General features: G+C 55.4%; 22 protein-coding genes. 12 read left to right on the top strand and 10 right to left on the bottom strand.

Annotated features, from left to right (window positions below):
- Window positions 1-5: 5 nt before the first annotated feature.
- Both EYR88_RS08555 and EYR88_RS08550 read right to left on the bottom strand, forming a co-directional pair.
- The gene (locus tag EYR88_RS08555; RefSeq protein WP_131089218.1) at window positions 6-1667 is read right to left on the bottom strand and encodes an ABC transporter substrate-binding protein; all 1662 of its coding nucleotides are present in this window, start codon (window positions 1665-1667) and stop codon (window positions 6-8) included.
- 131 nt (window positions 1668-1798) lie between these two features.
- Window positions 1799-2407, bottom strand: a complete 609-nt coding sequence (locus tag EYR88_RS08550; RefSeq protein ID WP_131089217.1) for an NAD(P)H-binding protein — start codon at window positions 2405-2407, stop codon at window positions 1799-1801.
- An 84-nt stretch (window positions 2408-2491) separates the two neighbouring features.
- On the opposite strand from EYR88_RS08550, the gene EYR88_RS08545 reads away from it, so the two are divergent.
- Window positions 2492-2875, top strand: a complete 384-nt coding sequence (locus EYR88_RS08545; RefSeq protein WP_131089216.1) for a helix-turn-helix domain-containing protein — start codon at window positions 2492-2494, stop codon at window positions 2873-2875.
- Window positions 2876-2949: 74 nt separating this feature from the next.
- The gene (locus EYR88_RS08540) at window positions 2950-4086 is read left to right on the top strand and encodes an acyl-CoA dehydrogenase family protein (protein ID WP_131089215.1); all 1137 of its coding nucleotides are present in this window, start codon (window positions 2950-2952) and stop codon (window positions 4084-4086) included.
- Window positions 4087-4093: 7 nt separating this feature from the next.
- Here EYR88_RS08540 and EYR88_RS08535 read toward each other — a convergent pair whose 3' ends face one another.
- Complete coding sequence (locus EYR88_RS08535; protein ID WP_131089214.1) at window positions 4094-4801, bottom strand: NUDIX domain-containing protein; 708 nt, start codon at window positions 4799-4801, stop codon at window positions 4094-4096.
- A 257-nt stretch (window positions 4802-5058) separates the two neighbouring features.
- Between EYR88_RS08535 and EYR88_RS08530 the strand changes: the two genes are divergently transcribed.
- Window positions 5059-5838, top strand: a complete 780-nt coding sequence (locus tag EYR88_RS08530) for a 3-hydroxybutyrate dehydrogenase (RefSeq protein WP_131089213.1) — start codon at window positions 5059-5061, stop codon at window positions 5836-5838.
- A gap of 42 nt (window positions 5839-5880) precedes the next feature.
- On the opposite strand, the gene EYR88_RS08525 is transcribed toward EYR88_RS08530, so the two are convergent.
- From EYR88_RS08525 to EYR88_RS08505, 5 genes are all read right to left on the bottom strand, one after another.
- Window positions 5881-7089 carry an MFS transporter gene (locus EYR88_RS08525; RefSeq protein WP_131089212.1) on the bottom strand — a complete coding sequence of 403 codons (1209 nt, stop codon included), beginning with the start codon at window positions 7087-7089 and terminating at the stop codon, window positions 5881-5883.
- A 138-nt stretch (window positions 7090-7227) separates the two neighbouring features.
- Window positions 7228-7746 (bottom strand): VOC family protein, encoded by a 519-nt coding sequence (locus EYR88_RS08520; protein WP_131089211.1) that lies wholly within the window; start codon window positions 7744-7746, stop codon window positions 7228-7230.
- Between the two features lie 133 nt (window positions 7747-7879).
- On the bottom strand, window positions 7880-8581 hold the full coding sequence (locus tag EYR88_RS08515) for a TetR/AcrR family transcriptional regulator (protein WP_207306478.1): 702 nt from the start codon (window positions 8579-8581) through the stop codon (window positions 7880-7882).
- Between the two features lie 273 nt (window positions 8582-8854).
- The gene (locus tag EYR88_RS08510) at window positions 8855-10513 is read right to left on the bottom strand and encodes a cytochrome P450 (RefSeq protein WP_131089209.1); all 1659 of its coding nucleotides are present in this window, start codon (window positions 10511-10513) and stop codon (window positions 8855-8857) included.
- Between the two features lie 57 nt (window positions 10514-10570).
- A complete protein-coding gene (locus tag EYR88_RS08505) occupies window positions 10571-11860 on the bottom strand; it encodes an FAD-dependent oxidoreductase (protein ID WP_131089208.1) in 1290 nt (429 codons plus the stop codon).
- A gap of 256 nt (window positions 11861-12116) precedes the next feature.
- Between EYR88_RS08505 and EYR88_RS08500 the strand changes: the two genes are divergently transcribed.
- The 8 genes from EYR88_RS08500 (at window position 12117) to EYR88_RS08465 (ending at window position 20043) form a co-directional block, all read left to right on the top strand.
- On the top strand, window positions 12117-13586 hold the full coding sequence (locus EYR88_RS08500; protein WP_131089207.1) for an APC family permease: 1470 nt from the start codon (window positions 12117-12119) through the stop codon (window positions 13584-13586).
- 118 nt (window positions 13587-13704) lie between these two features.
- The gene (locus EYR88_RS08495; RefSeq protein ID WP_131089206.1) at window positions 13705-14580 is read left to right on the top strand and encodes a Gfo/Idh/MocA family oxidoreductase; all 876 of its coding nucleotides are present in this window, start codon (window positions 13705-13707) and stop codon (window positions 14578-14580) included.
- A 95-nt stretch (window positions 14581-14675) separates the two neighbouring features.
- Window positions 14676-15644 (top strand): cyclase family protein, encoded by a 969-nt coding sequence (locus tag EYR88_RS08490; RefSeq protein ID WP_131089205.1) that lies wholly within the window; start codon window positions 14676-14678, stop codon window positions 15642-15644.
- Window positions 15641-16552: a hypothetical protein gene (locus EYR88_RS08485; protein ID WP_131089204.1), complete on the top strand. Its 912-nt coding sequence runs from the start codon at window positions 15641-15643 to the stop codon at window positions 16550-16552. The genes EYR88_RS08490 and EYR88_RS08485 overlap by 4 nt, the downstream gene beginning before the upstream one ends.
- A complete protein-coding gene (iolC, locus tag EYR88_RS08480) occupies window positions 16549-17523 on the top strand; it encodes a 5-dehydro-2-deoxygluconokinase (protein ID WP_242632494.1) in 975 nt (324 codons plus the stop codon). The genes EYR88_RS08485 and iolC overlap by 4 nt, the downstream gene beginning before the upstream one ends.
- 78 nt (window positions 17524-17601) lie before the next feature.
- Window positions 17602-18741 (top strand): Gfo/Idh/MocA family oxidoreductase, encoded by a 1140-nt coding sequence (locus EYR88_RS08475; RefSeq protein WP_131089203.1) that lies wholly within the window; start codon window positions 17602-17604, stop codon window positions 18739-18741.
- Window positions 18738-19742: a sugar phosphate isomerase/epimerase gene (locus EYR88_RS08470; protein ID WP_165477301.1), complete on the top strand. Its 1005-nt coding sequence runs from the start codon at window positions 18738-18740 to the stop codon at window positions 19740-19742. Before EYR88_RS08475 ends, EYR88_RS08470 begins: the two co-directional genes overlap by 4 nt.
- A 76-nt stretch (window positions 19743-19818) precedes the next feature.
- A complete protein-coding gene (locus tag EYR88_RS08465; protein ID WP_131089201.1) occupies window positions 19819-20043 on the top strand; it encodes a hypothetical protein in 225 nt (74 codons plus the stop codon).
- A gap of 348 nt (window positions 20044-20391) precedes the next feature.
- On the opposite strand, the gene EYR88_RS08460 is transcribed toward EYR88_RS08465, so the two are convergent.
- Window positions 20392-21453, bottom strand: a complete 1062-nt coding sequence (locus EYR88_RS08460; protein ID WP_242632493.1) for a putative sulfate exporter family transporter — start codon at window positions 21451-21453, stop codon at window positions 20392-20394.
- Between the two features lie 72 nt (window positions 21454-21525).
- Here EYR88_RS08460 and EYR88_RS08455 point away from each other — a divergent pair, with 72 nt between their 5' ends.
- Window positions 21526-22455: a LysR family transcriptional regulator gene (locus tag EYR88_RS08455; protein ID WP_131089200.1), complete on the top strand. Its 930-nt coding sequence runs from the start codon at window positions 21526-21528 to the stop codon at window positions 22453-22455.
- Window positions 22456-22568: 113 nt separating this feature from the next.
- Here EYR88_RS08455 and EYR88_RS08450 read toward each other — a convergent pair whose 3' ends face one another.
- Window positions 22569-23906, bottom strand: coding sequence for an MFS transporter (locus EYR88_RS08450; RefSeq protein WP_131089199.1), 1338 nt, complete (start codon window positions 23904-23906; stop codon window positions 22569-22571).
- Window positions 23907-23982 lie beyond the last annotated feature (76 nt).

The following is a 23982-nucleotide window of genomic DNA, read 5'->3' as shown; positions in this document are numbered from 1 at the left end:
AGATGTTACTGATCCAAGAAGGTGTCGAAGTAGATCGGGGAGGACACCGCAGTGGTGGCGCCGACACCGTGCACGTTCTTGCCGTAGAGGAAGTGGTTCTGCTGGTCATAGAGCGGCAAAACGTAGTAGCCCTCAAGCACAATCTTCTGTGCCTGCTCGTAGAGCGATGCGCGCTGCGCTTCGTCCTCGGTCTCCTCGGCCTGCACCAGCAACTTGTCTAGTTTGTCGTTTTTCACCTGTGCATTGTTGGCGAAGTAACCCGACGGTGCTGGAACGGTGGAATCGGAGTGGTACAGCACGCGCAGTACCGATGGGCCAACCTTGGTGTAAGGAGCCGAGACTAGGTTGTACTCATGCTTGGCCAGTGCGCCGTACCAGCTGGACAGGTCAAGCAAGTCGATCTTCACTTCAAAGCCCACGGCCTTGGCCTGTGCTTGGAACTGCTCAAACAGGGACTGCTCGGCAGGTACAGACTGGTTGGTGGATACCGGGAAACGCACGGAAAGGCGCTTGCCATTCTTGGTGCGGTAACCCTGAGCATCACGTTCGCTCCAGCCGGCCTCATCAAGCAGGGTATTGGCCTTGGCAGTATCGGTGCCAAAGAGCGCTTCATCGGAGTAACCCAGTGGTTCTACCGAGGAGAGCAACGAGTAGCTACGCTTCGCTGTGCCGAAGAATAATGCGCCAACACCGGTGTTGGCGTCCACTGCGCGGATAAAGGCTTCACGCACTTTTTGGTCATTAAATGGTGCCTTGGAGCTGTTGAGCTCAATGCGGTTTGCCGAACCCGGACGCGGTGCATCCAGGTGGCCTAGGCCAGCATCTGCTGCAGACGCGATGGTATCTGGCTGGGCGTTATCAATGACATCAACTTCGCCGGACTGCAGGGCCGCATAACGGGTGGCCGCTTCCGGGATGAAGCGCCAGGTAATGCCGTCGAGGTAAGACGTGGAATTAGCCCGCTGATCATTAGGGACCGGCAAGACGTAGTCATCGTTGCGGACCAAATTGACGGCCTTCTGGTGTTCCCACGAAGCCACCTTGAAGGGACCGGTGCCAACTGGCGAAGTGCAATTGGTGGCCTGATCTCGCTCTAGTGCTTTGGGGGACTCGATGGCGGTCCAAGGCATAGAGAGCGATTCAAGCAGAGCGTTATCTGGGGAGGAGAGTTTCAGCGTCGCGGTCAGCTCATCTTTAACCTCAACCCGAACAACCTTGCCCACCGCGAGGTAGCCGGTGGAGGAAGCGGTGTTTGGGTCCTTGAGGTGTTCAATGTTCTTTTTGATTGCCTCGGCGGTGAGCTTGGTGCCGTCGGTGAACTTGATACCGTCATGCAAGGTAATCGTGCGGGTCAATCCGTCTTCGGAGACTTCGGTCTTTTCGGCCAGCCAAGGGATGATCTTGCCTTCAGAATCTTTGGTGAACAAGGATTCAAGGAATTGGCTTGCTACCAGGGCTTGTGGGTAATTGCCGCCCACATGCGGATCGAGGCAGCTTGGCTCGGCATCGCCCGAAGCGTAAACCATGGTGCCGCCGGTGACCGGTTTTGCATCTTGTGTTGATGAGCCGGTGCTGCCCGCAGATGAGCAGCTGGCCAGAAGTGCGCCGATCAGAGGCAGGGCAAAAGCCCCGGCCAGAATGCGCGAAGAGCGCGAGTTGCGTTGCATGAGAAGTGACTTACCTCGGTGAGCTAGTGGAATGACCATTCCAACTTTAGCCCTGTGCAGAGAATTCGTCAGATCGGCGCACTATGGCGCCGATCTGACGAACTTCAACGCAGGTTGGGCAACGCCAGTTTTTACTTTTCGCTGGCTACGGTCAGGCGACGGTTCTCGTGAGCTGGAGTTTCGATTTCGTCGAGAATTGCGACGGCGAAGTCCTGGCTGGAAACAAAATCGCCAGCAGGTGAATCGGTGCCCTGCGCGTAGCTACCGGTGCGGCGACCTGGTGCAATCACTGGAGCTGGTGCAACAACGGTCCAGGTGATTCCAGAGACCGAGGTGAACATGTCATAAACAGCTGCTGCGGTCAGTGCTTCAGCCTTGTAAGCTTCTGGGAAGTCTGGGCTTTCGACCAAGCGAACACCGTTAACTTCGGTTGCGCCTGCGCCGCCAACAACGATCAGGCGAGCTGGGATGAGGGTTTCGGTGATTTCCTCGAAGGCATCCAGGTATTCCTGGTGGTCCCCGCCCGTGCGCGATGGTGGCACGGAAATGACGATAACGTCATTGTTCTTGCCTAGATCGCGGTAGGTTGCGATGTCGTTGAGTTCAGCTGCGACGGCGGTGGTGCCGGCAACTTCGTTGCCTGAACGAGTTACCGAGGTGACTTCGTGTCCGCGGGAAATGGCTTCTGCAACAACTTCAGTGCCGACCATGCCAGTGGCTCCGTAAACTGCAATCTTCATAGTGAATCTCCTTGGTAGTGGAATGCGTTATGACACGATGGTATCCTTTGAATACTGACTACTACAACGAAACTAGGTTTCCTAATGGATAGCCATGAGTCATTTAACGTCTTCGTGCAAAACTGTCCTTCACGTGAAATTATGCAACGACTAGGGGATAAATGGACACCTCTGGTGCTGCTCGCGCTTGCTGAAGGACCACAACGTTTCTCTGTATTACGTTCGCGGATCGGTAGCGTCACCCCAAAGGTACTGACCAGCACCCTGCGCACCTTAGAACGCGACGGACTGGTCAAGCGTACGGTTTTTGCGCAGGTCCCGGTCCGTGTGGACTACGAGCTCACCGACATCGGCCACAGCCTCTTGGGTCCGATGGAAATACTGCGCAAGTGGTCCGAGAGCCACGCATCCAAGGTGCTCCAAGCGCGAGACGAGTTCGATGCCCGCGATGATCTGATCCGTAGCTGACCTCGCCCTTGAGTTGTCGCCCAAGTCACATAGACTGTGCTCACATAGAGCAATAACGGGCAAAGGAGCCGGTGGTGTTTGAAATAAGCGACGACCAGAAATCGCTGATCGGCATGGTCCATGATTTCGCGGAAACCAAGATCGCACCGATGGCCCAAAAATGGGATGAAGAGCAGCATTTCCCCATTGATGTCCTCGCCCAGGCAGGACAACTGGGCATGGGTGGCATTTATGCCTCGGAGGAGCACGGCGGCTCGGCGCTCACCCGCAGCGACGCGGTGCTGGTCTTCGAGGAACTGGCCAAGGCAGACCCGACCCTTGCCGCCTACATTTCCATCCACAACATGGTGGTCTGGATGGTCGATAGCTTCGGCAACGACGAACAACGCGCAAAATGGCTGCCGGACCTGATCAGCATGGAACAGCTCGGCTCGTACTGCCTGACAGAACCGGGTATCGGCTCCGATGCCGCGGCCCTGAGCACCCGCGCCCGCAAAGACGGAGACGAATACGTGCTCAGCGGTGTCAAGCAATTCATCTCTGGTGCCGGAAGTTCCGGACTCTACATCGTCATGGCCCGCACCGCGGATACCGGCGCTCGTGGCATCAGCGCCTTCCTGGTTCCAGCGGATCTGCCGGGACTGAGCTTTGGCGCCAATGAGAAGAAGATGGGCTGGAAGGCGCAGCCCACACGCCAGGTCATCATGGAAGGCGTGCGCATTCCCGCCGAAAACCTGCTGGGCGAGGAAGGCCAAGGATTCTCCATGGCCATGAAAGCCCTGAACGGCGGGCGCCTGAACATTGCCGCCTGCTCGCTGGGCGGCGGCCAGCTGGCACTGGAAAAATCGGCCGCGTACCTCAAAGAACGCCAAGCCTTCGGCGGCCCGCTGGCCAAGCAGGAAGCGCTGGTCTTCAAGCTCGCCGACATGGACATGAAACTCGAAGCGGCGAGATCACTGCTGCGCCGCGCGGCCAGCGCATTGGATGCCAAAAGCCCCGATATGGTACGACTGTGCGCCATGGCCAAGAAGGTTGCCGCCGATGCCGGATTCAACGTGGCCAATAGCGCCATCCAATTGCACGGAGGCTATGGGTACCTTGCGGACTACGGCATGGAGAAGATCTTCCGTGATCTGCGAGTGCACCAGATCCTGGAAGGAACCAACGAGATCATGTCCCTGATTGTCGGGCGCAGCCTGCTCGATAACTGAGCAGGAATCAGGAACCTGGTGTGCCGATTTCGCTGGCGCGCACCGGGTGCGCGGAATACGAATCGCGGGGGTCTGGATGCACCGCGGTGATCACCGCATCATTGGCGATAATGGCCTGCACTGTTCCCAGCTCCATGGCATCAAGCAGGGTCCGCTGGGTTGGGCGCATCATCTTCAGCTCACCGCGTTCAAGCGCCGCAAAAAGCTCCTGCGGCTTAGCCCAGTCGGAGCGCACGGCTTCGGTGGTCTGGTGTGCAGGTTCCTGATCCGCAGCCAGCGCCGCGACAAAAAAGTAGGTATCGAACCGGCGAGGGAAGCCCGCGGGAGTCACCCAATTGGCCCACGGGAAGAGCTGGCCGGGGTCGAGGACCAATCCGGTTTCCTCGAACACCTCGCGCAGGGCGGCGGCCAGGATTTCACCGGCCTTCTGCTGGGCGTTGGCTTCGCCCTGATCCCAAACGGAGGTACGCGCCCAGCGTTCGGCGTGAGTCCTGATGATCATCGGATCCAGCTGGCCGCTGCCGGCCGTTTCGCTGTCCTTGGGATCAACCCTGCCCCCGGGATAAACCACCATGCCAGCGGCAAAATCCATGGTGGCTACGCGATGCTGGACAAAAACCTCAAAGCCTTCAGCGCCTTCGCGCAGCATCAGGACACTGGCTGCGCGCCGAATTGGAACCGCAGGTGCTGGATCGTTGGTCGGTAAAGTCGTCATTGGCTGCCGATTCCTTTGAATGATGTACGGCCCTGACTTGTGAGGCAGGGGCAGGTGATCTTGTTTCAGCATATCCTCCGGAGGTTGACCGCTGTGTGCTGCCTCGGATCCTTCCTTGTGCATGAACGCACATTGACCTGCGGAATCTGCACAGCGTGAATCGTTGACCCGTGTCGGGAACTGGCCATAACTTTGCAGTAAACACCCGAGGTTCGGGTGCCTGCCGCAATGGTGCGCATGAAGGGATATCACCGGCCATGACTCAAGAATCAGAACTGCCAACGAGCACCACGGGCGGATTGCACGGCCGGCGCGCATTGGTCACCGGGGGAGCCTCGGGAATCGGTTTCGCCTGCGCCCAGGCCTTGGCCCAAGCCGGTGCCAAGGTGACAATCGCTGACCTGAACGAGGAAGCAGCCCAAAAAGCGGCGAGCAAGATCGGCGGAACAGCGTGGGCAGTGGATCTTTCGGATACCGCGGCACTGGAGCAGCTCAGCATTGATACCGACATCTTGATCAACAACGCCGGCATCCAGAAAGTGGCCGCGATCCACGAATTCGAACCCGAAGCCTGGCGGCTGATCCACCGGCTGATGCTGGAAGCGCCCTTCCTGTTGATCCGCGCAACCCTTCCCGGAATGCGCGAGCGCGGCTTCGGGCGGATCATCAACATCTCATCGATTCATGGCCTGCGCGCCAGCGCTTTCAAGAGCGCCTATGTTTCGGCCAAGCACGGTCTGGAAGGGTTGTCCAAGGTCACTGCGCTGGAAGGCGCGGAGCATGGGATCACCAGCAACTGCATCAACCCGGGCTACGTCCGTACGGCCCTGGTGGAAAAGCAGATCGCAGACCAGGCCAAGCTGCATCAGATTCCGGAGTCGGAAGTGGTACAGAAAATCATGCTCACCGAGTCCGCAATCAAGAGGCTCGTCGAGCCTGATGAAGTCGCTTCCCTGGCTGCTTGGCTCAGCTCCGATAAGGCCGGCATGGTTACCGGTGCCTCCTACACCATGGACGGCGGGTGGAGCGCGCGGTAGATTCAGGGGGCGTTTCCCCGAAGCAGGCCTGTGCGTACTTGCTTAGTGGGTCGCTACTGGCTCTTTCTTCGGTTCCAATACGTTGGCGGATGCTAGGCAGATAACCATGCCAATGATTGGCAGGATGAAGGCGTTGTTGATTCCAAGCTGGTCGGCGAGCCAACCGATGATCGCGGGACCGGCGAGCACCGCAATATATCCAGCGCCGACGACGCGGGCTAATTCTTTGGCATTTGAACCATGAAGGTTTCCTGTTGCGGTAAATACCTGCGGGACACAGCCAGAGAGGCCTAGCCCCGTAGCAGCCCAGCCAATGCACGCAAGCGGAAGGACTGGAGAGCAAATGACGGCTATGAGCCCGGCGATCGACAGGGCAGCGCCATAACGGAGAATTCGCGCGGGACCGATTCGTTCCGCGAGACGGTCGATTGTGAATCGTCCAATTGTCATTGCGCTCACAAAGCACGCCAAGGCTAGTGCAGCACCGCTGGATGTCGCGTCCAAGTGCTCCTGGGCGTGAAGGCTGCTCCAATCCATGGCAGATCCTTCGGTCAGCAAGAGCAGGAACGCCAAGCATCCGTAAGCGATGAGCTGCATCGTATGGCGTTTGCTTCGGTGAACCTTGCTTGAGGTAGCGGTTGAGCCGGTCACAATTGGTGGAGTCGGGTCTGTCTGAATTGTCATCAGCGTTTTTGCTGAGACAACAAGCAAAATGAGCACCATTAGGGCAATGGTAGGCAGCGTGAACCGATAACTGATGTTTAGAGCAAATGCGCCGGCTCCGATCACTGAGCCCAGCACACTGCCTACGGAAAACATGCCGTGGAAAGACGACATGATGGGCCGTTGGTACTCGCGTTCAACTTCTACGGCGGCGGCATTAGCTCCTACTTCAATGATCCCCACGCTAATGCCCAATGCCAGTGAAGCTATCGCTGCAGATGCCCAGGTCGAGCAGAAAAGTGGAGGAACGATGGTTATCGAGAGCGCCAATGAGCCGATGGCTGCGACTTTCCCGCTCCCGAATTTGTTGGCGGCATATCCGCTGGCCTGCATTCCGAAAAATGCGCCACCGCCCAGTATGAGCAGGATGATCCCTAATTCGGATGTACTTGCGTGTAGATTGAATTTCAAAATTGGCAGGTGAACTGCCCACGACCCCAGAACCAGACCGAAAGCGACAAATGCCGCGAACACGGCGCGCCGACGTCGAGTCAGTTCGCCTCGTGCCGGGGAATTCGAAATGTGCATTGCAATTTTAACCTTTGAAGATTGTGGAAGCCGGGTGTGGCATAACGCTTGAGAACTTGTAGGGGAGTGGTTCAGTGAACTTGGAAACTACCGGATGCCTTCAGCGGAAAACATCAGCAGTTTTCAGTTTCTTGGGAATTAGGCCCAGCGGGGCAATGCCATTCGTGCCTGCGTCGTTGATTCGTAAGGCATTCCAGGAGACCACTGAATGAGTTCGAGTACTAACCCCCATGTGGTTCTGAAATAGGCCCACCTTAGTCCTTCCATATCCTGTTCTTCCTGGATGATGTCCGAAATTTGAGTGGTGTCTAGACGACTTGCTAATTCGTCGCTTGCCTTATCAATGTCGTCGACATGCAGGCATAGGTGCCAGCCTCCTGGATCCGCAGGTCGAGGCGCTGCATCAGGAAGGGTGGCAGTTCGATTCGTGTACTCAAGTAGCTCGATATTGAATGAATTACCCAGTACCAGGTTCGCTTGTCGCAGTGTTCCTGGCTCGGGTTCCAGCTCACCAGGCCAGACATATCCAAAATCATCAAACGGACCTGCCTTGATAACCACTTCGAATCCTAGGGCATCGACAAAAAAGTCGACTGCTTCCTCAAGATCGGGGACAGACATGCCGATATGGTCGAATGCTCTTTTAACTGTGATCATTTATCTCTCGATGTCTAGGGTTGCGAAAGCATCTTCTGCTAACTAACGGTCGGTAGGCAGAGATGGATATAAGGATTTGTGTTGAGAATTGGACAAAGAAACTAAGTGTTGATTCTGGTGGTGATCGGGCCGGTTAGGAAGCGGCCAATCCGAGAATTTGACGGGCGATGGCCACGGCTTGATCAGCGCCTCGAGACAGGCCCTTGGCTGTCTTTGTAGGTTCGAACCATCTGGTTGAACCCTCCAGCAGTGTGTTGACCATTTTCACCTTGATCGAGACATCTTCGAGTCCGAGGTCACGAGCAACCGCAATGTACAGCGATTCGTATAGATCGACCCAATGCGCCACTTGCACGCTGAGATCCACAGGAAGGATTTGCACTGATCGGTCGATACCAACAATCAAATCCCACAAATTGCTTTCGGGCAATTGAACCTGGCGTACGAAGTGGAGCCGGATCATCGAGTCGAGAAAGGACGAAGCGTCCTTCGCGGGGCGAACTGCATCAACAAGGGCGCTGCAAAAATGATGGAAGTGCCAGCGCAGGGATTCCGCGATGATTTCGTCGCGACCACCTGGGAAATGCGAATAAATTGTAGGTGCCTTGATATCAAGTTCTTTTGCCAACGTACGCATGCTAACGGACTGCATCCCGTGTACTACGCACAGCCTTAGGAATGCTTCGACGACACGACGCTTAGCAGGAGACATGTCGTCTATATGAGCGGTATCGAACTGACGCGCGAATTCATCCAACGCAAGCTGGCGAAAAGTTGTCGCCATAGGCTCTGACGTTGTCTTTTTCTTTTTTGTCGTTGCTCCATTAGCGGTCATAACCATCATCTTATCTGTTTATCCTGCAAATCTAACTTGCTCGCAGCTTGCTCTGCTCCACTGTAAAAACTGTTGTCTCCCGTTCGAATGTACTGTTCAATTCGAGATTGCGAGTTTTCGACGCAATGATCTTTCCTACGTAAAAGTCGAGTCCAGTTGGAGCTGATCATTAGACCTTCATTGAGGCAAAAGCTGACTAGTTTGCGTTGGTGCGATCAAGGCGATCGCTTGGTGGAGAGCTTTGCGGAGCTCTCCACCAAGCAAAACGGGTTACTACGACAGAGTGACAGGCAACTTGTCGTATGCGACTAATCGATCCGTGATGACGCGAATTGGCTCCTGAGCAATCGTGACTTCGGTAAATCGCTCCGCAATCATTGTGAAGATGATGTCAATTTCAGCACGGGCAATCAACTGACCTGCACAACTATGGGTACCCAAACCGAAGGTAAGGTTTCGGCTCGCATCGATCGGCCGCGTGAAATCAAACTTGTGTGGGCTGTCAAAAATTTTCGGATCGCGATTCACGGCCCCGATAGGGAATTTGACCATTGAACCAGCCGGAATGGAGATGCCCGCAATTTCGATGTCTTGGGTCGGGAATCGGGTAAGCAGGAGTTCGACGGGATTTAGCCGAGCGATCTCGTTGACAATCTGTTCGCGGGCTCCTGGATTATCCCGGTACTCTCGAAGGACTTCTGGATGCTCGGCGAAGATCTCAAGTCCGGCGCCTACTAGATATGCTGGATTCGGGGCGCCTGACATGTAGAAAAGTACCATATTTTCCAGAACTTCTCGTTCGGTGATTTCACCCCGTTTGCTTGCCGCTAGCAGCTCATCTGCCAAACCGTTGCCTGGACTCTCTTCCTTTTCCTTGAGCAGCTTCGCGGTTGTGTTAAACATGTAGTCTAGGCTTTCGATGGACTTTTCGCGCGTTCCAGGGGCAGGATCAGTTGCCTGAATCAACATTGCATTCCACAGTGCCCAGAACAGCGGCTCTACTTCGCCGTCTGGGAATCCCAGTACCTGCGCCATGGTTGTATGAGTCGGAACAACGCCCAAATCGAAGTGGCCGTCGATTACCTGTCCTGGCTTGTACCCAGCGAGGATTTCCTCCATGGAAGTCTTCGTCGCTTCGACCCACTGCTTGATCAGCTTCGGGGTGAACCAGCGAGAAAACAATCGACGTGCCTTTGTGTGATTAGGCGGGTCAAGAGAGAGAACGGTATTTCCAAAAGCCTTCCATGGATTCTCTTGAATCCAATCTGGCTCACGGATGCTCATGCTTGGTTCCTTGACGAATTTCATCGCCTCATCGTAGCCAAGAACGACGAATGTCGTGTCGTCAGTCTGATGAACGGGGCCCAGTTCGCGAGCTGCGTCGTACCAGGGATGAGGATTTTTTTGGAAGTCTTCGTTGCTCCATGGGAACAGGTCTGAAGAGTGTGAGCTTTTTTCCACTTGTTCGGATTCACCTTCGGCATTGAGGATGGGCAGGATCTCGTTCGTGAGCCATTCTTGGGCAACCTGCGCGGGATCGAGTCCGGTCACTGCGTCATGCTTTCCGGTTGGCCCGATTTGTTCAGCTCCTAGGTCGATCAAAAGCGTAGAAACTGTTGCTACCGCGTTGTTGTAGTTTTCGTAGGTGCGATCTCCCAATCCGAAAGCGGCGAACTTGAGTCCGCTTAGATCTGGGCGTTCAGCCGACAGCGCGTCGTAGAAAGGTTCTGTCGTTGCCGGCAGCCCGCCCTCGCCGTAGGTGGAAGTAACGAAAATGGTGAGTTCTGCGTTGGAAACGTCTGAAACACTGGTGTCGGGCAGTTCGCCTAAATTGCTCGTGAACCCCGTGGAGGAAAGCGCTGCGGCGATCTCATCTCCCACCATTTCTGCGTTTCCGGATTCTGTTCCATACCAAACGTTGACTCGAGTCATCGGTGTTTCCTTTTGTGATTAGGTGTTGGTTGATTAGTGCGGTGAAGCAAGAAGTTATTAGCTGCGCGTCTGTGCGACTACGTCGCTCATTTCGGACCATGATGTGAACTTTTGCCTGATGCGACCGGGCCGTGCCCTAGTTACTTCAGCTTCATCAATGGCTTTCCAATCAGAAAACGAAACCGGAGTTTGAGCCAGGAATGGTGCAACGCCGGCCAAACCCGTGAGTTTAGATTGTTTTCCCACCTTTGCGGCGACCAGTTGCGCAGTCTGTTTTGCAAGCGCTCGGTTTTCGGCGAGGTTTCCTAGCCGGCCGGTAGCGCACCCGCCGGCGCGAAATACATTGTCGGCAGGAACTTCGCCAAAACCGATACGACGCTCTTCGAAGCCAATCGCAGTAATGACAGCCGATGCCCGAAAGGACGTTTTGGGAGACTCTGCGGACAGGTGAGCGTCAGATGTTCCATTTTGAGTTCTGACAGTTATTTGATTGGCATAGGCATTGTCTTCTTGGAGGTCGATTTCGCGCAGTTTCTGGTTGAAGAAAACTTCGACGCGAAGTCGTTGATGGCGCGTTGGCCCCGAGAATGTGTCAGTCCTTTCCGTGGAGCGTCTTCCGTCCAGATAGACCTCAACACCGGGGATGGAGCACAGCTCCTTGAACATCGACGGGTCCCAACGAACTTGTTCGTAGGGGCTTCGGGAGAGCAACGTGATGCGAGTGATTTTCGACGGCGCTAACGCTTCTCGAGCCGCGTCATCGACATCCGATCCATCAAAACCCTCATCTGACTTGGCGAGTAATCTCGCTACATCCATTGCGACATTTCCTGAGCCGATGATGAGAACAGAGTCGCCTAACTCCACAGTTTCTTTTGTGCGAAGGTCACTGTCTGGATCGGCGTTGAGGTAGCGAAGCAACTGGCTGGCACCCCAAATCTTGGCACCGGGGTGGACCGGCACAGGAAGTGCCCGTTCAGAAGGAAGCCCTGTCGCTATGACTACAAAATCAAAGTTTTCCTGGAGGACTTCAAAAGGGAGATCTTGCCCGATTCGAACGTTGCCTACGAATTCGACTTGGTTCGATCCGAATAACCGCTCAAACTGCCGAGTCACGTTTTTCATTCCTTGATGGTCAGGAGCCACTCCGTAGCGTAAAAGTCCGTATGGAGCAGGCCTGGCTTCGAAGACTGTAATGCGTACTTCGGGGATACATTTGAGCATTGCGAGTGCGGCGAAACATCCGGTTGGGCCGGAGCCAACAATCGCAACGTGGGCTGAAATTTTTTCATCATTTTGTCCACTGTCCGGCATGATGCCTGACAAATAATTTGTAGAAATGGACATAATATCTCCTAATGAGACTATAGACACGTCTAGTATCTATGTAGAACATGATTCTTGATTACCATAACGCTACCTAACGTTCGTTAGGATGTCTAGGGTGAATTTTTCGGAGTTCGTAAACGTCTTGTAAACAAAAACAAACAACCTCTTCCCTAACTTACGATCGTTAGGTAGCGTGGTGACAATCGCACCGGTGCTGCGCATCACACGACCGGCAAGTGCGGTTCGTTCCCTCCCTCTCTCCAAGGAACCCACCATGACTAAAACATCCAAGGATGTAGGGGCGTTGCCTACGCAACTCCCGTCATCAACTACTCGATTGTCAGGAAATCTAGGTGCAACGTCGCTAGTTCTGAGCGTCCTCGCCTTTTCCGCTCCCATTGTGACCGTTTCGGGATATATTGCCTTCGCAATTGGCTTTGTTGGTGAAACGGCGCCTCTGGCCTGGGTCGTGGCAACTATCGGTCTAGCGATCTTTTCGGTTGGCTACACCACCATGACTAAGCACATCAAACGCCCAGGAGCTTTCTACGCCTACATTTCACTGGGGCTCGGGAAGACGCTTGGACTTGGCGGAGCCTACCTAGCAACGGTTTCGTACATGCTGATTACGGTTGGCATCTATACATTTACCGGGACAATGGTTTCTTCTGCTGTGGAAGCCTTAGGCGGACCAATTATCCCGTGGTACTTGTGCACTGCAGCCAGTTGGATTGTCATCACCGTCCTTGGCCACTTCCAAATTGAACTTTCCGCCAAGGTACTGGGCATCGTCATGGTCCTGGAGATTATCTTGGTAGCAATTTTCAACGTCGTCGTTCTCGGCAAGGGCGGTGAAAGCGGGCTGTCAGTTGAGCCCCTGAACCCAGCCAAGTTCTTGAATGCCGGCACAGGCATGGCATTGTTGTTTGCTTTCGGAAATTTCGTCGGATTTGAAGCAACTGCTCTGTATCGGGACGAAGTTCGAAATCCAGGAAAGACGATTCCTCGGGCAACGTATATGGCTGTCTTCCTCATCGGCGGGTTCTACGCGATTTCTGCGTACTCAATGATTACCGCCTATGGATCAAGCGCGGTCTCGCATGCGGTTGATGACCCAACAACGATGTTTGATTCAGCGATGGCAACTTACGTCAGCAACAGCTTGGCCACAGTGACGCTGGTTTTGGTAGCAACTTCAGCGCTGGCATCGGTGCTATCTACACACAATGTGGTTGCACGATACCTTCAAAACCTCGGTGCAGATCATGCTCTTCCGAGCTTCTTGGCTGCTGTACACCCGGTTCACAAGTCGCCATACAAAGCGTCGGGAACGAACTCCGTTCTGGTTGGCGTACTTCTCATTCTTGGTGGGCTCATCATTCACGACGAGGACCTAGTTATCGGAACTGGCAGTGGCTTGGGAACGGCAGGGGTTCTGTCCCTGATGGCCTTGGTGAGTTTTGCAGTGGTCCGATACTTCGCTATGGCTGGCCGCCCGGCAGGCGAATCAGTGTGGAGGGTGAAAACTGCGCCTCTGATCGCCGCATTCATTCTTTGTGCAGTCGTAGTGTTTGCGCTTGTTCGATTCGATCTTCTCGTCGGCGGAGAGCCAGGAGAACGGCTTTGGCTCCTGCTGATCCCGATCCTGTTCATCAGCGCGGGCTGTCTGGTTGCGATTCGGATGAAACGTCTGCATCCCAATTTGTATGGCTGCCTTGGCCGTGCAGAAGGTGACCGATCCTAGCGGAGCTTTCAAGCTCGGAAATTTGAAGTGGGCTAAATCGCTCATTGAATTCATTGCATTGCGGAAGACGTCGACTGTCTCCGCAATGAACAGAAACAACAAAAGAAAGTAGGACAAGATGACTGCAGTAAAAATTGGACTCGTTGGCGCCGGCCCGTGGGCAAAGATTTTTCATGCGCCAATGATCACCGGAGGCCCTGAAGCGGAGCTTACGGCTGTCTGGGCTCGTCGACAAGAAGCTGCCCAGGAAATCGTTGATGAGTTCGGAGGCGTGGTCTCCGGCTCCTTCGAAGACTTGGTCGAGTCCGTAGATGCAATTGTCTTCGCCGTCCCGCCATTCATTCAGGCGGAACTGGCGGCAAAGGCCGCGCCGGCCGGCAAACCGATGTTGTTGGAAAAACCACTTGGTGTGGATCTTGAACAGGCCGAGAAATTAACGAGCACCCTGAACGAAGCCAACGTAGCTACGCAGGTCATGTTCACTAACCGGTTCAGCCCACGCATTCGTGAATTCTTGGCTGATGCACGGAAACAGAAGCCGATTGGCGCTGTTGGAAGCTACATCAATCAGGCAGCACTTCCAGGTGGCACTTTTGCAACTCCTTGGCGAATTGAAAAAGGCGGCCTCCTCGATCTTGGGCCGCACGTTCTGGACACTTTGGACGCGGCAGTTGGGCCTATTACCCAAGTTCGCGGTGAAGGCGATCCACAGCGCTGGTACATCTTGACGGCTACTCATGAGAACGGGGTTTTGAGCCAGGCCGCTTTGTCGCTCACTAGCCCCGTCGTCACTGACGTAGCCGGCGTCAAGGTATATACCGAAGACGGCGAACTCGAATGCGAATTCGTGGGCAAAGACGGTGACCCTGAGACGCCTCACGTTATTCGCCGAGAATTCGCCGAAGTCGTAAGGTCTGGCAATTCTCACGAGATTGACGTGAATCGAGCCCTCTATATCCAGCGATTGCTTGAACAAGCAAAGACCGCCAACTAAGTAATTCGGATTGCCTGGTGCCATAGGCGGTATCCGAAGATTTACAAAATTGGACGCGGGCCCTTGATGGCCACTCAAATTTGAAAGGTGGACACATGTCTCAGAACGTCATTGCCACTACTATCAACGAACTGCTTGGCCCGAACGCGCCGAAGAATTGGGGCAAGTGGGGCGAGCAAGATGAGGTCGGCAGCCTCAATTACTTGGATGCAGCCCAAATTCTGAAAGGAATTGCATCAGTCCAGTCCGGTGAGGTTCATACGCTTCAGGTACCCATCGGTGACCCCGACCTTCCTGATCCGGTGTGGCCCGGCCGTGAGCCCGCAGTACGCACCCCAGTCATGGACGAAGGTTATTTCATCAGGGGTGAAGAAGAAGAACCGTCCGATGGCCATCATTGGGCGGACGACAAGATCGAAATGTTCACGCAGGGGTCGACGCAGTACGACGCGCTAGCTCACTACTGGTACGACGGCAAGGTCTGGAATGGTTATCCGGCGGAAAGCACTGTGGGCGAATTGAGCAAGGCATCGGTACTGCCAATTGCTGAACGCGGTGTCGTTGGCCGAGGTGTTCTGATCGACGTGGCGCGTGCCCGCGGCAAAGATGCGCTTCAACGCGGTGAAACCATCACTCTGCAAGATCTTTTGGATGTCGCCAAGCTTCAAAATATCGAAATTTCCAATCGCGACATATTGCTGATTAGAACCGGCTGGATTGGCTCGTACTATCGGACCCAGAGCTCTGAGTTCTTTGACGATTGGAACGAACCAGGATTGATCTACAGTCCCGAACTAGTGGATTGGTTCCAGGAAATGGAAATCCCGAACTTGGTTACTGACACCATTGCGAACGAATTGAGCTTCTACCCCGGGGGGCTCCAGCTTCCGCTGCATTGCGCCTTGATGCGCAATCTCGGGGTCGCCTTCACTGAACTGTGCCAATTGGATTCGTTGGCTGATGCCTGTGCAGCAGACAAGCGGTGGAAGTTTCTCTACACTGCTGCGCCCCTCAAGATTGTTGGCGCAAGCGGCGCCCCAGTTAATCCGGTGGTGATCCGATGAGCGCTCATATCGAAGAAACAAGCTACGAGACAAATGTCGATCCTGTCCCACGTGGCCCAATCGATGTGTTCCGTGATGAGTACGGAATGTTCAGTATGGTCGCAGTAGATCAGCGAGGCTCGCTACGTCACATGCTGAGTGAAGGCCGGCAGGGTGCTGCAATTGCGGACGATGAATTGTCCAGTTTCAAGACTGACTTGGCTCTGGCTATCGGGGACCAGGCAAGCGGCCTATTGCTTGACCAAGATTACGGGCTAGCAGCAGCGAGAAACGCACAGTGCCCGGTAATCCTGGCCGCCGATATCTTGAGCTCCAGCCAGCCTGGTGGTCCCATGGACATCGCTCAACTTGATGATTCTGTGACTCTCGAAACTGTTCAAGCTTTTGGCGCGAAGGCTTTGAAGTTTCTACTGCCCTGGCAGCCCAACCGCAGAACCGAAGCCGTCGAGCTTGCTCATGCCTTCATGGAGCGGTGCCGCGAGTTTGGAATTCCGGGAGTGCTCGAGGGCGTTGTCAGGCCACGCGAGGGGCATCTGGAATCGGCCGAAGGCTTCTCGGAAGCGCTCATCATGGCCGCATCGGACCTGTCCAAGGTGCAGCCAGACCTATATAAGACCGAGGTCCTCTATGGTGGCGAACAAGATCGAGCACTGGCAGTAGCAACAGCCAAATCAATCACTCGCGAACTTGACTGCCCTTGGGTTGTTCTTTCCTCCGGCGTTTCTGCCGAAGAATTTCCTGAAGCGGTTTTGGCAGCAGTGACGGGTGGAGCAAGCGGGTTTCTGGCTGGTCGGGCTGTTTGGAGCCGTGCAACGAGGGCGGCAGATCCTGGCGATTACCTGCGCTCTCATGCGCCAAAGAACTTGCAATCAATAGCAGAGCGAATTCGAAAGACAGAAGAACGATGAACAACAGGATGGACCAAAAAGCCGATGTCGTGGTGATAGGTCGAGTTTGCATCGACCTGTATCCGGAACAATTCGGAGTCGGGCTTGAGGAAATCACCAGCTTCAGCAAGTCGATTGGAGGCAGCGCAACGAACGTTGCGGTAGCTGCAGCACAGCTCGGAAATTCCGTACGGCTGATCAGTCGCGTCGGTGACGACCCGTTCGGGGAGTATGCCAAAAATGAAATTGCCCGCCTTGGTGTAGACAACACGGGGATAACAGCCGTAGCCGGAATGAAATCGGTGCTGACTTTTTGCGAAGTCTTCCCACCGGATAATTTCCCTCTGTATATCTATCGCGAGCCTACTGCTCCGGATATGTACATTAATGGTGACGAACTGCCTTTGGACCTCATTGCGAAGAGCCCTATTTTCTGGGCAACCGCCACGGGCTTGTCTAAGGAACCGACGCAGTCTGCCCACATCATGGCCTGGGAAAAACGCGGGCGTAAGCCCAACACCATCTTGGACCTGGATTATCGTCCGATGTTCTGGAAAGACGAGGACCAAGCGCACCAAGCCGTTTCCAAGGCGCTGGACCATGTCACGGTGACAGTTGGAAATCTCGAAGAGTGTCGAGTTGCAGTAGGGGAAACTGACCCGGACCGGGCAGCAGAGGCCTTGCTGGATCGTGGCGTGGAATTGGCGATCGTCAAGATGGGCCCCGAAGGCGTAATGGCAAGAACCCGTACGCAACGCGTTGAGTCCAAGCCGATTCCAGTAGATGTAATCAACGGCCTGGGAGCAGGTGACGCATTCGGAGGCGCATTGTGCCATGCGCTGCTCAGAGGGATGTCGTTGCAGGAAACACTGGACCTCGCTAATGCCGCAGGCGCTCTGGTCGCGACGAGACCGCAATGTTCATTGGCCATGCCGAGCTGGGACGAGCTCCATGAGTTTTCCGTTCAGGCACACGGCATTCCAGCCAACTGATGAACGACTCTGCAGGATTACCAGGTGCATTCCCATCTGATCTGCATAAAACAGAAATAACGAGCATAAGGAAAAACAATGAACGAGATTAGAGTTGCAATTATCGGTGGTGGCGGCTTCATGGGGTATGCCCACAGCCTTGGATGGGCATTGGCTCCCATCACAGCCGATGCAGGTGCAGTCGTTCGCAAGGCCGTACTTGTTGAAGCCGATGAAGAACGGGCAAAGTCGGCAGCGCAACGACTAAATTGGGAAGAATGGTCGGATGACTGGCGTGCTGTTATCGCCAGGGACGACATTGATGTTGTCGATATTGTGACTCCTCCAGGGTCGCATGCAGAAATCGCTGTGGCAGCTCTGCAGGCCGGTAAGCATGTGTTCGTCGAGAAGCCCATCAGCAATACGCTTCAGGACGCAGAGATCATGCAAGCAGCGGCCGAAAAGAGCTCATCGGTGAGCCAAGTGGGCTTCAACTATCGCCATGCAGCTGCAATTACCTTGATCAAGAACATGCTTGACGACGGGACCCTGGGCCATCCATTGCAATTCCGTGCTCACTACACGCAAGATGTCGGAGCGCTCGGACGTGTCTTGAGCGGGTGGCGCGCCAAGAAGTCTGCCGGTGGATCTGGCGTTACAGGCGATATCGGTTCTCACATCATCGATTTGGCTTCGTATCTCGTTGGAGACATTGAATCGGTTAACGCAATTGTCGGCGCAAAGAATCCGAAAAGTAACACTGCGTGGCTTTCGGACGAAGAAAGGAAAGCCGGAGACCATCTCGATGACGCGGCTTTGTGGATGACCAAATTCGAAAACGGCGCAATTGGTTCATTCGCGGCGACGGTGTACGCCTCGGGGCGCAAGAACCGGCTATTTTTTGAACTTGAATGCACGGGCGGCACCGTTGAATTTGACTGGAACCACACTGACGAAATCAAGCTCAGCTTGGTCAGTGATGACCCAGACAAGCAAGGCTTCCGGACTATCACGTTGAACGAAAATCACCAGGATTACTGGTACCCATTGGGCGGTATGGGAACGGGTTATGCAGATGATGCATCCCTGCAGCTTCAAAAGTTCGTACGTGCCATCGTCGAAGGACGGCCGGGTACGCCAGGGTTCGCGGAAGCGACACGTACTCAGCGCGTCATTGAAGCTGTAATGCAATCTGCTGATAGCCACCAATGGGTAGCGGTAGACGAGGTGACGGCATGAGCCTGGACTTGAGATGGAGCACTGACATTGTCACTTTTTTCAACCCTGAATATTGGGATATGCCCGCTGAGCAGGCCTACAGCGAGTGGGAAAGAAAAGTTGACGAGGACCCTCATCGGTTCTTTGACAAAATGCTGGACGGCGCTGCCGAAGCACAACTTAGCGGCATCGAATTAGCGCCAGCACCCGGTGGTTGGGTTAATGCGTTGCGTGCTTATGGGACCGCTACTGCTTTCAAGAAGGAGCTAGACCGGCGCGGCCTCGTACTTTCATCGAGCTATGTGTTGCCGATAGCGCTCAAGGCAGTCGTGGACGCCCCAGACGCCAAGAGCAGGGCCGTTGCCCTGAACCGGCTTCATGAGGAGACGGCGCAACATGCCGAATTTCTTCGTGAGGTGGGATGCCAAACGTTGATTACTAGCACCGTGCCCAGGGCAGAGTTCTCGGAAACGGCCGGAGTCGAAGCATCGGCCGATTCATTCGCGAAGCCTGCCGATCCTGATCTTATGGGATCCATCGCTGACGTGCTGGAAGGCGCAGGGAAAATTGCTTCCGAGAGCGGAGTGCATCTCGCGATTCATACAGACGCCTATTCACTGGCATCACGAGTCGAGGATATAGACACCCTGATGAGCATTACGGATCCGAATTTGGTGAAGCTGTGCATAGATGCGGGGCATATCGCTCTTGACGGAAGCGACGCGGTGAGCGTGGTTCGCAAGCATGCTCTACGTGCGCCGATACTTCATTGGAAAGACTGTGCAGCACATTTACCCCCGCACAAATTGAGCGGAACACCGATGGAACGGCATGACGTGATGATCAAATCGTTCCGAGTTATGGGTGAAAAGGGAATTGTTGATTGGCGCAAATGGACCATGACTCTGAAAGAACAGCAGTGGTCTGGCTGGGGTGTAGCGGAAATCGATATGTCTGTTGATCCGATTCGTGAAATTCGTGATGGAATCGAATACTACGATTCTGAACTCTCCCAGAATTGATCACTAATGTTCCGGTCTCTTAAGGCAGTTCGGTAATTTCATAGTGCCTGAGGAGCAAGGGTTAAGAGGCATCACCATGGCTTACGAAGATGTAGTCATCAATACTCTATTACGTGCTTTGGATCCCCAAGGCGTAAATGCTGCAGGCGAGCGAGGCATACCAGCCGCGGGGCGTAGCCGGCAAAATGACGAAGAAGTCGTCGAGAGAGAAGATCATGTAGATTTCGAATTCCTTGCCACTCCTGCGGAAAGGATTTTGTCGTTCTTCAAGAGACAACATCGCGAGATAGCGTCTGACTAAACGACAACGGAACCAGAGGGTTAGTGGGAAAGGTTTACAGCGGACCGGCTTGGTGCGCCATCGTGATCCTTGGTCTTAAAGTGCGCGGCAAAGGGACTTGTCCAGGATTCAGAGCTTCGGATGATCGAGTTCTGAATTCAGGCAAGTTCCTTTGCCGCATTCTCTGGAGACTTCAAGAGGCAAAGTCGTGCCGCTCCCAGAAGGTGACCCGCAATCCGTGATGAAGGGTCCTAAAAGACAACTTGGCTTAATATTTGCCAATAGAACTAGCGCGTCAATATTGGCTTTTGGCCAAGGCCCGTTTCGAGGAAAGTCTCGCGTGGCCGACGTCCTCTGCTGGCTACAAAACTAGGCCGGTGGGAAAAGCACGGTTCCGCTGGCTGCCACCGTGATGATGATGAGTGTTGCGATCACGCCCAGAAGCAACGCCTTGACGCCGGTAGTGAAGATGCTGCGCAGGTGGACCCCGAGCCCCAGGGCAAACATGGCCGCAGACAAGAGCAGGGTTTGCACGGTGGAAGCGCCGTCGATGAACACCTCGGGGAGATCCATGGTGGTGCGCACCAGCATGGTGGCCAGGAAACCAATAATGAACAAGGGCACCAGCGGCGGATTCTTGTCGCCGCGAACGCTGTGCTTGCGCCGCATATAGATTCCGACTCCGGCAACCACCGGAGCGAGCAGGAGAACCCTGGCCAGTTTCACGGTGACGGCCACGGCCAAGGCGGCTGCCGACACCGAGCCAGCGCCGGCCACAACCTGTGCCACCTCATGGGTTGAAGCGCCCACGAGCATGCCGATGCCGCGTTCATCCAAACCCAAAAGCAGGCCCAGCGCGGGCATGGCCGGAATCATCAGGGTTCCGAAAAGCACCACTAGGCCAACTGCTGTGGCTACTTGATGCTCCTTGGCCTTGATTGTTCCTTCAGCCCCAGCCACAGCTGCCGCGCCGCAGATGGAAAAGCCAATGGCAATCAACAGCCGTTGTTCCAGGTCCAGACCCATCAGCTTGCCGATCCAGGCGGTGAGCAGGAACGTGACGGTCACCGATGAAACCACCACCAGCAGCACGCCGGGGCCAAGAGCAAGGATGGATTCCAAGGACAATTGGAATCCCAGAAAGACGATTCCCCACCGCAGCAGCTTCTTTGCCGAAAGTGCCACTCCGGAATCAACAACATGAGGCACTGGCGCCAGGTTGCGCCACAGGGCGCCAAGCACAATGGCGATGAGCAACGCGCTCACGGAACTGGTGAAATGGCGGGCGAGCATGCACAGCGCGCCGACGGCCAGGCACAACAGCACGCCAGGGACCGGGCCGGAGAGCAGCCGGGTGGCCAGCGGCGTTCTGCTGGCCATGCCGGCATCGGAAGCAGAAGCAGTGCTGGTCGAGCCCGAGAGGCGGTTCATGCTCACCATTCTCCGCCGATGCGCTAGCCAGCGGTATTCGCCTCCTGGCTATCGCGGGCATATGATCATGATATGGATAGCGATTCGCCAGCAGGGCAGAGCCTGTCTCATTGGCTGCAATTCTCATCATTGGAGTTGCTGGTTGGCATTGCCGATCACGGGAGCCTCAGCGCAGGCGCCCGGGCGGCCGGCATGGCGCAATCCAACGCCTCGCGGGCGCTGAAAACCCTCGAGCGCCGATTGGGATATGCGCTGGTGACCAGGAAAACCAGCGGATCAACTCTGACCGCAGAAGGAGTGCTGACCGTCCAGTGGGCGCGTGAGGCGCTCGCCGGGTTGAACGCATTTTCCGCCGGTGTGCGCTCGCTGGCCGAACATGGCAACAAGGAGCTGGAATTCGGGGCCAGCATGACGGTGGCAGAATACCTGGCCCCGTCATGGATCGGGCAGCTGCATGAGAAGCTGCCCAGCGTCATTCCGCGAATGAGGATCATGAATTCCCACGACGTGATCCAGGCGGTGGAACAGGAGCAGCTCGGCTTCGGATTTGTTGAAACACCTCAGCTGCCCACGTCTCTCAGGAGCCGTGAAGTGTTCCGCGATGAAATGCTGGTCGTGGTTTCGCCTACCCATCCTTGGGCAGCGCGGAAGAATCCGGTGACCTTGGAAGAGCTGCAGGAAACCGCGCTCATCGAGCGCGAGGAAGGCTCGGGGACCAGGGCCTTTTTGAATTCCTTGTCCGCCGTTGAACGGGCCAAGCCGATTGCGGAATTCAATAGCAATGCGACCATCGCCCAGCTGGTAGCCGGAGGCATGGGGCCGGCAGTGCTCAGCCAGCTGGCGGTGGAGAACCTGCTCAATCAAGGGTCGTTGGTTGAAGTACCGTTTGCCGGCCCGGCGTTAATGCGCGAGTTGCGCGCCATTTGGCGTGAAGAGCGTGCGCTGAATGCCAATGAGCGGACGCTCCTTGGCATCGCCATCAACGAGTCTCCCAACGCTTGAGATCCAGGCGGTCCCGGGCGGCATTCTTGCGTCCCTTAAAATCAGTATCCCGGCCGTTTGGCATTCCTTGAAGGGAAGGCAGGCCAAACGGGCCGGGATGCTTGCAAAGACGGCTAGGAGACCTTCTCGACCGCGTGGCCCAGCTGCTTGGTGGGAACCCGATAGGTCTCGCGTGCAGTCAACGCCGAGAGCGAGGAAATGACGGCGATCGCCGCGGTGAACAGGCTGATCTGGACCCAGCCATTGGCTTCAAGCCCGCCCAAGGCGGCGACGATGGACGGCGCGAAGCCCGCCATCAGGAAGCCCAGCTGGGTGCCGATGGCCAGCCCGGAGAAGCGCACCTGCGAGGAGAACATCTCTGCGTAGAAGCTCGGCCAGACAGCGTTCGCTGCCGCATAGGCGCAGGAGAACACCAGCACCGAAAGGGTGAACTGCGCCAGCGCGTTGCTCGACTCCATGGACCGCAGGTAGAACGGCATGATGGCCGCCGAACCCAGCGCGCCGTAGATGAACACCGGCTTGCGGCCGATCTTGTCTGCCAGCATGCCGAACAGCGGCTGCGAAATCAGGGCGCCGATATTACCGGCGACAACCAGCCAGAGAGTAATGGATTCGTCCATGTTGCCGATGGTCTTGCCGTAGGAAATAGCCAGGGTTCCATAAACGGTAGAAACGGCTGCGATGAAGGCACAGAATACGACGCGCAGAACGTCCTTCCAGTGGAAACGAAGCAGTACAGCCAACGGAAGCTTGGCGATTTCATTGTTCTTCTTGGCTTCTTCAAATTCTGGAGTCTCATTCAACGAACGACGAATGAAGAAGGTAACGATAACAACCAGGGCCGAAAGCCAGAACGGGATACGCCAGCCGATGCCGTACTTGATCTCATCAGGCAAGGCCACCACAGGAATAAAGATCATGGCGGCAAGAATCTGACCACCCTGAGTGCCCGTCAACGTCCACGAGGTGAAGAAGCTACGGCGGTTATCCGGCGCGTGTTCCAGTGACATAGAGGAAGCACCTGCCTGCTCGCCAGCTGCCGACAGTCCTTGGCAGAGGCGGGCGAAGACCAACAAGATAGGCGCCAGCCAGCCGACCTGGTCAAAGGTAGGCAGGCAGCCGATAAGGAAGGTTGAAGCACCCATCAAGATGAGGGTGAACATCAAGACTTTTTGCCGTCCAATGCGATCACCAAAGTGGCCCACAAAGATCGCGCCAACTGGCCGGGCGACATAGGCGAAGCCGAAGGTTGCCAGCGACATAACGGCGGCGTTGGTGTTTGTATCAGGGAAGAATATGTGCGGAAAAATCAGTGCAGCCGCTGAACCGAAGATGAAGAAGTCATAGTATTCAACAGCGCTTCCCATGAAGCTAGCGACGGCAGCTTTGACCGGGGTGCGGCCCTGACTGCCTGAATCGGCTGATGCGTTGAGGCTATCTGGAGATGGCATCGGAGGTACTCCTCGTCGAGTGTTTAAAGCTGAAGCTCAAGAACAGTGTTCGCTATGCGTACACTTGTTCGGAATG

The sequence above is a fragment of the Arthrobacter sp. S41 genome, assembly GCF_004320535.1.
Lineage (GTDB): Bacteria > Actinomycetota > Actinomycetes > Actinomycetales > Micrococcaceae > Glutamicibacter.
This window is presented reverse-complemented; position numbering and strand designations above follow the sequence as displayed.

Coding starts and splice junctions, on each gene's coding strand:
- EYR88_RS08490 (WP_131089205.1), top strand. CDS start 14,676: ATGTCTCAGAACGTCATTGCCACTACTATCAACGAACTGCTTGGCCCG.
- EYR88_RS08475 (WP_131089203.1), top strand. CDS start 17,602: ATGAACGAGATTAGAGTTGCAATTATCGGTGGTGGCGGCTTCATGGGG.
- EYR88_RS08500 (WP_131089207.1), top strand. CDS start 12,117: ATGACTAAAACATCCAAGGATGTAGGGGCGTTGCCTACGCAACTCCCG.
- EYR88_RS08470 (WP_165477301.1), top strand. CDS start 18,738: ATGAGCCTGGACTTGAGATGGAGCACTGACATTGTCACTTTTTTCAAC.
- EYR88_RS08545 (WP_131089216.1), top strand. CDS start 2,492: ATGGATAGCCATGAGTCATTTAACGTCTTCGTGCAAAACTGTCCTTCA.
- EYR88_RS08510 (WP_131089209.1), bottom strand. CDS start 10,513: ATGACTCGAGTCAACGTTTGGTATGGAACAGAATCCGGAAACGCAGAA.
- EYR88_RS08505 (WP_131089208.1), bottom strand. CDS start 11,860: ATGTCCATTTCTACAAATTATTTGTCAGGCATCATGCCGGACAGTGGA.
- EYR88_RS08515 (WP_207306478.1), bottom strand. CDS start 8,581: ATGACCGCTAATGGAGCAACGACAAAAAAGAAAAAGACAACGTCAGAG.
- EYR88_RS08530 (WP_131089213.1), top strand. CDS start 5,059: ATGACTCAAGAATCAGAACTGCCAACGAGCACCACGGGCGGATTGCAC.
- EYR88_RS08465 (WP_131089201.1), top strand. CDS start 19,819: ATGGCTTACGAAGATGTAGTCATCAATACTCTATTACGTGCTTTGGAT.
- EYR88_RS08495 (WP_131089206.1), top strand. CDS start 13,705: ATGACTGCAGTAAAAATTGGACTCGTTGGCGCCGGCCCGTGGGCAAAG.
- EYR88_RS08520 (WP_131089211.1), bottom strand. CDS start 7,746: ATGATCACAGTTAAAAGAGCATTCGACCATATCGGCATGTCTGTCCCC.
- EYR88_RS08535 (WP_131089214.1), bottom strand. CDS start 4,801: ATGACGACTTTACCGACCAACGATCCAGCACCTGCGGTTCCAATTCGG.
- EYR88_RS08485 (WP_131089204.1), top strand. CDS start 15,641: ATGAGCGCTCATATCGAAGAAACAAGCTACGAGACAAATGTCGATCCT.
- EYR88_RS08455 (WP_131089200.1), top strand. CDS start 21,526: ATGGATAGCGATTCGCCAGCAGGGCAGAGCCTGTCTCATTGGCTGCAA.
- EYR88_RS08555 (WP_131089218.1), bottom strand. CDS start 1,667: ATGCAACGCAACTCGCGCTCTTCGCGCATTCTGGCCGGGGCTTTTGCC.
- EYR88_RS08450 (WP_131089199.1), bottom strand. CDS start 23,906: ATGCCATCTCCAGATAGCCTCAACGCATCAGCCGATTCAGGCAGTCAG.
- EYR88_RS08550 (WP_131089217.1), bottom strand. CDS start 2,407: ATGAAGATTGCAGTTTACGGAGCCACTGGCATGGTCGGCACTGAAGTT.
- EYR88_RS08460 (WP_242632493.1), bottom strand. CDS start 21,453: ATGAACCGCCTCTCGGGCTCGACCAGCACTGCTTCTGCTTCCGATGCC.
- EYR88_RS08525 (WP_131089212.1), bottom strand. CDS start 7,089: ATGCACATTTCGAATTCCCCGGCACGAGGCGAACTGACTCGACGTCGG.
- iolC (WP_242632494.1), top strand. CDS start 16,549: ATGAACAACAGGATGGACCAAAAAGCCGATGTCGTGGTGATAGGTCGA.